This is a genomic window from Xenophilus sp. (assembly GCF_044462705.1).
GTDB lineage: Bacteria > Pseudomonadota > Gammaproteobacteria > Burkholderiales > Burkholderiaceae_C > Xenophilus > Xenophilus azovorans.
Genome location: NZ_JBIQNC010000195.1, coordinates 1 through 8,720 on the forward strand (window position 1 = coordinate 1; position 8,720 = coordinate 8,720).

The following is an 8,720-nucleotide window of genomic DNA, read 5'->3' on the forward strand; positions in this document are numbered from 1 at the left end:
GTAGGCCAGGTAGTAATAGACGTGGCCGAGCTCGTGGTAGATGGTGGTGAAGTCTTCCTCGTTCGGCTTGATGCACATCTTGGTGCGCACGTCGGGACCGACCGCCTCCTGGCCTTCCTTCGCGGGGCTGCCGCCGAGGTTCATGTCCCAGGCGCTGGCGTGGCAGACCACGTCGCGGTCGCGCGGCTTGATGAACTGGCTCTTTTCCCAGTAGCTGTCCGGCAGCTTCGGCATGCCCAGCGAGGTGTAGAAGTCCTCGGCGCGGCGGGTCATGTCCTTGGCGGTCTTGAGCTGCGCGTCGCGCTCGATCTCCACCAGATCGGCGGGAGCGGGCACGCCGGCATGGCTGGCCAGCATCGCGGTGTAGTCCTGCTGGTACCGCGACTGCAGCGCGCCGGTGATGTCCAGGCCGCCGGCGTCCTTGTACGGCTGCAGCAGGTCCCACAGGTTGCTCCAGTCCTGCTGCCACATGTTGCCCATCAGGTGCGCGGGCAGCATGCCGCCGGCCACTTCGCCCTTCTCGACCCCGTAGGTCGCTTCCAGGCGGGTGCGGGTGTAGCAGTGCAGCTGCTCGTACAGCGGCTTGACCTGGCCCCACAGGCGGTCGGTCTCGGCCGCGATCTGCGCCGGCGGCATGTCGTAGCCGGCGCGCCACAGTTCGCCGGCGTCGGCGAAGCCCATGTCCTTGGCGCCTTCGTTCACCAGCTGGACGAAGCGCACGTAGTCCTCGCGCATCGGCTTGGAGATGGTGTGCCAGCCGCGCCAGGCCTCGAGCTGGGCGTCGTAGTCGCGGTTGTCGCGCAGCACGTCCTCGAGTTCGCCGAGCTGGCGGCAGGTCTTTTCGTCGCCAGGGTCGGTGCAGTACTTGCCGGCGCCGTACATGCCTTCCATCTTCGTGGCGATGCGGGTGAGCTCGGCGAGCTTCTGCGGATCGCGCGGGGCCGGCATCGCGGTCATCAGCTTGAGCAGGGTCATCGCCCGCGCCGTGTCCCCGGACATCGGCTTGCCCTCGAAGCGCCGGGCCTGTTCGATCCAGCCGTTGAGCCGGGTCAGCCAGCGCTCGTTGGCCTTGGCCGCGACCAGTTCGCTGTCGCTGTTGATGTAGGTCGAGGACAGCCATTGCGCGGAACTGAGCTCCGCGTAGTCCTCGCGCATTTCGCGGTTGACCCGGGCGATGAACTGGTCGGCGGTCTCGTTGGCCGGCGCGGTGCTGGCGGGGGCGGCGGCTTCGCCCTCGGTGGGCGTGCGCTTGCAGGCGGTGAAGGTGAGCGTGGTGGCGGCGATCGCGACCGCGAGCAGGGTCGGCTTCAGGGGCCAGGGCTTCATGGCGCGGTTCCCTCGACGGATTGGGACGGAAATGGACCAGTGAGGCTACACGAGGCGGCGGTCCGGGGTCACGAGCCCGGCGCGCTGGAGCCAGGCCCAGGCCTCATCGGCGTCCCGGGCGACATAGGCCGCGGCCGAGCCCAGGCGGAAGGTGTAACCCCAGGCGTCCATGTCGGCCAGCACCCGCGCGGCGCCGACCCCGGGCAGCGCGTCGCCGAGCAGCGACTGCAGCACGCACACCGCGTCCTCTTCCTCGATCGAGTCGCTGGCGTCGGTGTGGATGCCGGCGCGGCGCTCGGGCGGGGCGACGATCAGGTGCGCGGCCTCGTGCAGCAGCGAGTGCACCGGGGTGTCGGCGCGGGCGTACACCGTGTGGCCGATCAGCCCCGCCTCCGGTTCGCCCCAGTAGCTGCCCGGAATCGGCGCGCCGTCGGCGACGAGTTCCAGGCGCAGGCCATGGCGCGAGAGGAGCGCGGCGACGGGCTCCAGGGGAATGTCGGCCAGCAGCAGCACACCCTGTAGAGCCGACCCATGGTCGGCGTCGGCGCTCACAGGAGTGCAGCCGACCATGGGTCGGCTCTACGGGCCATCACGCCGTCGCGGCGCGCCCGTCCGGCAGCGACACCGAAATGTCGAGCACGTCGTGCTCGCCGTCCTTGACCAGGTCGACCTTGACCGCCTCGACATCCACGTTGACGTACTTGCGGATCACTTCCAGCAGCTCCCGGCGCAGCAGCGGCAGGTAGTCCGGGCCGCCATGGGTACTGCGCTCCTGGGCGATAATGATGCGCAGGCGATCCTTGGCGATCGAGGCGGTGTTCTTCTTCGCCCTCAGGAAATCGAACATGCCCATGCCTCAACCCCCGAAGAGCTTGCTGAGGAAGCCCTTCTTTTCCATCTGGGTGAAGCGCATCGGCCGCTCCTCGCCCATGAGGCGGGCGACGGCGTCGTCGTAGGCCTGTCCGGCCGTGGATTCGAGGTCGAGGATGACGGGTTCTCCCTTGTTGGAGGCGTTGAGCACGTCGCCGGATTCGGGGATGACGCCAATGGTCTTGAGGCCGAGCACTTCCTCCACGTCGGTCACCGACAGCATTTCGCCGCTCTCCACCCGCGCGGGGCTGTAGCGGGTCAGCAGCAGGTGCTCGGCGACGCGCTCGCCGTTCTCGGCGCGGCGGGTCTTGGAGGCGAGCAGGCCGAGGATGCGGTCGGAGTCGCGCACGCTCGAGACTTCCGGGTTGACCACCACCACCGCCTGGTCGGCGAAGTACATGGCCAGGAACGCGCCTTTCTCGATGCCGGCCGGCGAGTCGCAGACGATGTAGTCGAAGCCGTCGTCGGCGAGGTCCTTGAGCACCTTCTCGACGCCTTCCTTGGTCAGCGCGTCCTTGTCGCGGGTCTGCGAGGCAGCCAGCACGAACAGGTTGTCGAAGCGCTTGTCCTTGATCAGGGCCTGTTTCAGCGAGGCCTCGCCCTGGATCACGTTGACGAAGTCGTAGACCACGCGCCGCTCGCAGCCCATGATCAGGTCGAGGTTGCGCAGGCCCACGTCGAAGTCGATGACCGCGACCTTCTTGCCCTTGCGGGCGAGGCCGCTGGCGAGGCTGGCGCTGGTGGTGGTCTTGCCGACGCCGCCCTTGCCGGACGTGACTACGATGATTTCAGCCAAGTGGATTCTCCGGAGCGCTTGGGTGCGTTGCGTGGATGTGTCGTTGTACCGGGGGTGATGTTCTATTCCATCGCTTCAACGCGCAACTGGTCGCCTTCCAGCCAGACCTGCGCGGGCTTGCCGCGCAGCTCCCTGGGCAGCTCGTCGAGCACCTTGTAATGCCCGGCCACGGCGACCAGCTCGGCGTGGAATGCGCGGCAGAAGATCCGGGCCTTCACGTTGCCCTGCGCGCCGGCGAGCGCGCGCCCGCGCAGCGGGCCGTAGATGTGGATCGAGCCGTCGGCGATCACCTCGGCGCCGGCGCCCACCGCCGAAAGCACGGTCAGGTCGCGGTTCTCGGCGTACAGCTGCTGCCCCGAGCGCACCGGCGCCGCCTGGACCAGGCCGGGCTCGCCGGTGGGTGCGACCGGCGCGGGTTCCCTTGTGGGAGCGGCGGAAGCCGCGACAGGCGCCGCAGGCGCCTGCCGGGTGGAGGTCGGGGCATGGGCCGTCGCGGCTTCCGCCGCTCCCACAGGAGCCGCTCCCACAGGATGGGACTCCCCGCCGCCGGCGCGCTCGTAGGAGGCGCGGAACTTGGCCAGCAGCGGCAGGCCCAGGGCCTGGGCCAGGGCGTCGTTCGCGGAGGTGCCGTAGGCCAGCGCCACCGGCAGCACCCCGGCCTCGCGCAGGGCATCCACCAAGGCCTGCGCGGTGGCCCGGTCGGGCGTGTCCGACAGGCCGCCGAAATCCAGCACCACCGCCGCGCGCGCGAACAGCTTGGGCGCGCGCGCCACGCGCTCGCGCATTTCCGCCGCCAGGCGCTCGATGTCGAGGGTTTTCACGCGCAGGTTGGCGATGCCGACCTGGCCGATCTTCAGTTCCCCCGCGGGCTCGTAGTCCATGCGTGCCGGGGCCATTCTCAGGTCCCGGTCAGGCGCGATTCGCCCGGATCGGCGTTGCGCGGCGCGGCGATCCAGGGCACGTCGGGCAGGTGCCCGCCGTACGTCTCCCTGACCCACGGATAGCTGCACATCTCCTTGAGCTGCATCGAGGCGCGGGGCCCGGGCTGGCCGCCCTCGCCAGGCATCACGTGCTGGCCGACCTCGCGGAAGCCGAAGCTGCCATGGAACAGCAGCGCCGGATCGCTGTCGGCGTCCAGGAATACCTCGCAGGCGAGCAGGGGATAGCGCAGTTCCGCGTAGCTCTGCACGTCGGCGTACAGCGCGCGGCCGACGCCGCCGCCGCGGCGGCGGCTGGCGACCACGATGCGGTCGATGTAGAAGAAGTCCGGATGGCGCTCGCGGAACCAGCGGAAGTTGCTGCTGTCGTGCCCGGACTCCGAGCCGAAACCCACCAGGAAACCGGCCAGCATCCCGTCGCGCTCGGCAATGCGGAAGTATTCGGCGTCGGCGAAGAAGCGGCGGAGTCGGGCCGCGTCCAGCGGCAGGATCGTCGGGCCTGCGGCGTTGTTGAGGGCAAGGACGGAATCCAGCTCGTGCTCGCGCACGTCGCGGATGGCGATCGACATTCCTGACTCCGGCTTCGTGGACTGCAAGCAGCGGGATTATCGCATGCGGCCCGCGTCGGGGCGACCGCCGCCAGTGCCCCGCGGACGGGCCCGGCATGACTTTCGTGGGACCCAACTCCGGGCTTTCTGGGCCTAAGATGCCGCATGTTCGCGCGACTGAACCACAGCCGGCTGCTCCGCTACGCCGGCCTGTTCACCTGGCTGATGGTGGGCTGGCCGCTGGCCACGCTGTGGCTGGAGCCGGTCCCCGACGGGCTCGACCTGGGCGACGCCCTGGGCGCCCCGGCGCGGGTCGGCTGGCAGGCCTGGCTGGCCTATTTCCTGTTCGGCTTGTGCTACTCGTGGCTGACCCGGGCCCTGGGCGCGCGGCGGGTGGGGCGCGCGGACTATGTCCTGCTGGCGATGCTGATCGCCAGCGCGGTGGCCATCTGCTACTACAGCGCCACCGGCCTGGGCTCGATCCTGCTGATGGTGGTGGCCTGCGTGCTGCCGTGGCTGCTGCCGCTGCCGCTGGGCGTCGCCGCGCTGGTGGTCAGCCAGTTCTCGATCGCGCCGGTTTACGTGCACGGCTTCGGCTTCCCCTGGGCCGACGCGCTGATGCAGTCCATGCTCTACGGCGGGTTCTGCATGTTCGTGTTCGTGACCAGCCTGGTCGCGCGGCAGCAGGCCCAGGCGCGCGAGGACCAGCGCCGGCTGAATGCCGAGCTGCGCGCCACCCGCGCGCTGCTGGCGGAGAGCGCCCGGGTCAACGAGCGGACGCGCATTTCAAGGGAACTGCACGACCTGCTGGGCCACCACCTGACCGCGCTGAGCCTCAACCTGGAAGTTGCCGGGCACCTGGTGGAGGGCCGCGCGCAGGAACACGTCAACCAGGCCCACACCCTGGCCAAGCTGCTGCTGAGCGACGTGCGCGAAGCGGTGAGCCGGCTGCGCACCGACGACGCGATCGACATGGTCGCGACCCTGGCGCCGCTGGCCGATCACGTCGCCGGCCTGCGGATCGAAATGGACATGCCGGAGCCGTTCCTGCTCGACGATCCCGAGCGGGCCCACGTGCTCCTGCGCTGCACCCAGGAAATCATCACCAACTCGGTGCGCCACGCCGGTGCCACCGAGTTGCGCCTGGATTACGCTTGGGACGACGGGGCGGTGCGGCTGCTGGCCCGCGACGACGGCCGTGGGGCCGAATCCCCGGTGGCCGGCAACGGGCTCAGGGGCATGCGCGAGCGGCTGGCCGCGTACGGCGGCGCGGTCGACATCTCGACCCGTCCCGGCGCCGGCTTCGTGCTCGACATCCGGCTGCCCCTCGACCAGGGCCCGCCTCCCATCAGGAAACTCGCTGGAGAAGCTGCATGATCCGCATCTGCCTGGTCGACGACCAAACCCTGGTGCGCCAGGGCATCCGCTCGCTGCTGGCGCTCGCCGAGGGCATGGAAGTCGTCGGCGAAGCCGCCGACGGCAAGCAGGCGCTCGAACTGATCCCCGGGCTCAAGCCGGACGTGGTCCTGATGGACATGCGCATGCCGGCGATGTCGGGCCTGGAGGCGCTGCAGGCCCTGGCGCGGATCGACGCGCTGCCGCCGACCATCATCCTCACCACCTTCGACGACGACCAGCTGGTGCTGGCCGGGCTCAAGGCCGGGGCCAAGGGCTATCTGCTCAAGGACGTCTCGCTGGAGCAGCTGGTGGGCGCCATCCAGACCGTGGCCGCCGGCGGCTCGCTGGTGCAGCCGGCGGTGACCCAGCGCCTGCTGTCGGGCCTGGAGCACATGCGCAACGAGTTCGTCAGCCTGGACCGCCCGGACCCGCTCACCGACCGCGAGACCGAGATCCTGCGGCTGATGGCCTCGGGCTTCTCGAACAAGGAAATCGCCAATTCGCTGGGCGTGGCCGAGGGCACGATCAAGAACCACGTGTCCAACATCCTGTCCAAGCTCGGCGTCCGTGACCGCACCCGTGCGGTGCTGAAAGCCTTCGAGCTCCAATTGGTGTAGCGCCGACCCATTCCATCATGTAGCGCCGACCCATGGTCGGCTGCCCCCGCCCGGAAAACGGTGGAGCCGACCCGCGCCCGGCTGCTACGATTAGGGGTCTGCGCCCCCGGCCAAGGCCGCCGGGCCCCCCTGGAGACCCTGAATGACCCGCCTGATCGAGATCCTGATTTCCCTGGCGATCTGCGCCGCCCTGTTCCTGCTGGTGGCGCTGGTGCTGCCGTCCAGCCGTCATCTCGAGGAAAAGGTCGAGACGAACCGCAAGATGACCATCGTCTACGACACGCTCAACAGCCTGCGCCGGTTCCCCGACTGGAACCCGCTGGTGCTGCGCGATCCGAAGATGGATCTCACCTTCTCCGGGCCGGCCTCCGGCGTCGGCGCCACCATGGCCTACGATTCGGACAACCCGCAGGTCGGCGACGGCAGCTGGAAGATCGTCGCGTCCGAGCCGCGCCGCAGCGTCACCTACGCGTTGGAAAACCAGCAGCGCGGCCACGACAAGACCATGACCTTCCACCTGAAGCCCACGGGCCGCGGTGGCCGCAACGTCGAGATCACCCAGAACTACGACGTCGAGTACGGTTGGGACCTGATGGGCCGCTACGCCGGCCTGTACGTCAGCCGCCACGTCGGCGACGACATGAAGCTCGGCCTCGACCGCCTGGCGAACATGCTCGCCCAGGTGCCGAACACCGACTACGCGGTGCAGGGCAGCACCATGTCCGACCTGCAGTTCGTCGAGCTGCCGGCCGAGGACCTGCTGGTCGTCAGCGCCGGTGCGATCGAGCGCAACAACCTCAAGATCCAGAACGCCATGAAGGCCGATCTGGAGTGGATCAACCGCACGATCAAGGCGAACAACCTGGTCGCCACCGGCCCGATGCGGATCGTGACCAGCGACTTCGGCCGCGAGAACTACACCTTCGACGTCGCCGTTCCGGTGCGTCGAGCCGATGCCGCCGTCGAGGAAGGTGCCGACGAGGACGCCGCCGCCGAACAGCCCGCCGCCGACGAGGCCGTCGCCGACGCCGCTGCGGAAGGCGAAGCCGATGCGAACGCGAAGAAGGCCAACATGCCGCGCGCGAAGATCGTCGCCGCCGCTGGCGAGCCGCTGACCGGCCTCGAGTTGCTGGGCCCGGTGCAGTACCTGCGCACCGAGGGCGGCCGCGCGTCCACCGCGACCTACCGCGGCTACATGGCCGAACTGGAGAACGTCCGCAAGGCGCTGCGCGCCTGGACCATGACCCAGGGCGAGGACGCCATCGGGCGTCCGTTCGAGGTCTACAAGAACGGCATCGACAAGGCGTTCACCGCCGAAGGCGAGTACGACGTCTACTGGATGATCAAGTAAGGCCGGAGGGCAAAAGCCCGATGACCCGATACGCGCGCGGCTTCGATACCGGAGCCGCGTTCGCGTATCTGGAGAAGCGCGACCGCAAGCTGGGCGCCTGGATGCGCCGCCTGGGGCCGATCGGGCCCGATCCGCGCTGGCGCAAGCGCTTCGACCCGGTGGATGCGCTCGCCCGCGCGATCATGTACCAGCAGCTCAGCGGCAAGGCCGCGGCGACCATCGTCGGCCGGATCGAGGCGGCGATCGGCAGCGACCGCTTTCACTGCGACACCCTGGCGCGCATCGACGACGCCGGCCTGCGCGCATGCGGCGCCTCCGGCAACAAGACCCTGGCCCTGCGCGACCTGGCCCGGCGCGAGGCGGCCGGCGAGATCCCGACGCTGCGGCAGATGGCGGCCATGGACGAGGACGCGATCATCGCCGCGCTGGTGCCGATCCGCGGCATCGGGCGCTGGACCGTGGAAATGATGCTGATGTTCCGCCTCGGCCGCCCGGACATCCTGCCGGTGGACGACCTGGGCATCCGCAAGGGCGCCCAGGCCGTCGACAAGCTGGCGGAGATGCCCAAGCCGAAGGAACTCGCTGCCCGCGGCGAGCGTTGGGGCCCGTACCGCACCTACGCCAGCCTGTACCTGTGGCGCATCGCCGACCAGGCCTCGGCCGCGAAAACGCCCACCCCGCGCTCGCAAGGTTGAATGCCCGGGATCTTGTTGGAGCGGCGGAAGCTGCGACAGGCCTTGCCTGCCATTGACAATGCGCCTGCCGACCCCGAAAATGCGCGGCTCGCACCTGCCCAGGTGGCGGAATTGGTAGACGCACTAGTTTCAGGTACTAGCGGGTAAAACCGTGGAGGTTCGAGTCCTCTCCTGGGCACCA

At 69.3% G+C, this 8,720-nt stretch carries 10 protein-coding genes and 1 tRNA gene; 5 read left to right on the forward strand and 6 right to left on the reverse strand.

What is annotated here, in order from left to right; genetic code table 11:
* The 6 genes from ACIY1X_RS21600 to ACIY1X_RS21625 all read right to left on the reverse strand — a co-directional run.
* A partial coding sequence (locus ACIY1X_RS21600; protein ID WP_399684577.1) for a M2 family metallopeptidase occupies nt 1-1,326 on the reverse strand: 1,326 nt, incomplete at its 3' end.
* A 45-nt stretch (nt 1,327-1,371) separates the two neighbouring features.
* On the reverse strand, nt 1,372-1,878 hold the full coding sequence (locus tag ACIY1X_RS21605; RefSeq protein ID WP_399684579.1) for a hypothetical protein: 507 nt from the start codon (nt 1,876-1,878) through the stop codon (nt 1,372-1,374).
* 37 nt (nt 1,879-1,915) lie between these two features.
* Entirely contained in the window at nt 1,916-2,179 is a 264-nt protein-coding gene (gene minE, locus ACIY1X_RS21610) for a cell division topological specificity factor MinE (protein WP_399684581.1), read from the reverse strand.
* Between the two features lie 3 nt (nt 2,180-2,182).
* Nucleotides 2,183-2,992 (reverse strand): septum site-determining protein MinD, encoded by an 810-nt coding sequence (minD, locus tag ACIY1X_RS21615; protein ID WP_399684584.1) that lies wholly within the window; start codon nt 2,990-2,992, stop codon nt 2,183-2,185.
* A 62-nt stretch (nt 2,993-3,054) separates the two neighbouring features.
* Nucleotides 3,055-3,888: a septum site-determining protein MinC gene (gene minC, locus ACIY1X_RS21620; RefSeq protein WP_399684587.1), complete on the reverse strand. Its 834-nt coding sequence runs from the start codon at nt 3,886-3,888 to the stop codon at nt 3,055-3,057.
* A 2-nt stretch (nt 3,889-3,890) separates the two neighbouring features.
* Complete coding sequence (locus tag ACIY1X_RS21625) at nt 3,891-4,499, reverse strand: GNAT family N-acetyltransferase (RefSeq protein WP_399684590.1); 609 nt, start codon at nt 4,497-4,499, stop codon at nt 3,891-3,893.
* Nucleotides 4,500-4,643: 144 nt separating this feature from the next.
* On the opposite strand from ACIY1X_RS21625, the gene ACIY1X_RS21630 reads away from it, so the two are divergent.
* The 5 genes from ACIY1X_RS21630 to ACIY1X_RS21650 all read left to right on the forward strand — a co-directional run bounded on the left by ACIY1X_RS21630 (nt 4,644) and on the right by ACIY1X_RS21650 (nt 8,720).
* Nucleotides 4,644-5,855, forward strand: a complete 1,212-nt coding sequence (locus tag ACIY1X_RS21630) for a sensor histidine kinase (RefSeq protein WP_399684593.1) — start codon at nt 4,644-4,646, stop codon at nt 5,853-5,855.
* Nucleotides 5,852-6,493, forward strand: coding sequence for a response regulator (locus ACIY1X_RS21635; RefSeq protein WP_399684595.1), 642 nt, complete (start codon nt 5,852-5,854; stop codon nt 6,491-6,493). Before ACIY1X_RS21630 ends, ACIY1X_RS21635 begins: the two co-directional genes overlap by 4 nt.
* A 142-nt stretch (nt 6,494-6,635) precedes the next feature.
* The gene (locus ACIY1X_RS21640) at nt 6,636-7,844 is read left to right on the forward strand and encodes an SRPBCC family protein (RefSeq protein ID WP_399684597.1); all 1,209 of its coding nucleotides are present in this window, start codon (nt 6,636-6,638) and stop codon (nt 7,842-7,844) included.
* A 20-nt stretch (nt 7,845-7,864) separates the two neighbouring features.
* The gene (locus ACIY1X_RS21645) at nt 7,865-8,539 is read left to right on the forward strand and encodes a DNA-3-methyladenine glycosylase family protein (RefSeq protein WP_399684600.1); all 675 of its coding nucleotides are present in this window, start codon (nt 7,865-7,867) and stop codon (nt 8,537-8,539) included.
* A 96-nt stretch (nt 8,540-8,635) separates the two neighbouring features.
* Nucleotides 8,636-8,720: transfer RNA gene (locus ACIY1X_RS21650), tRNA-Leu, on the forward strand.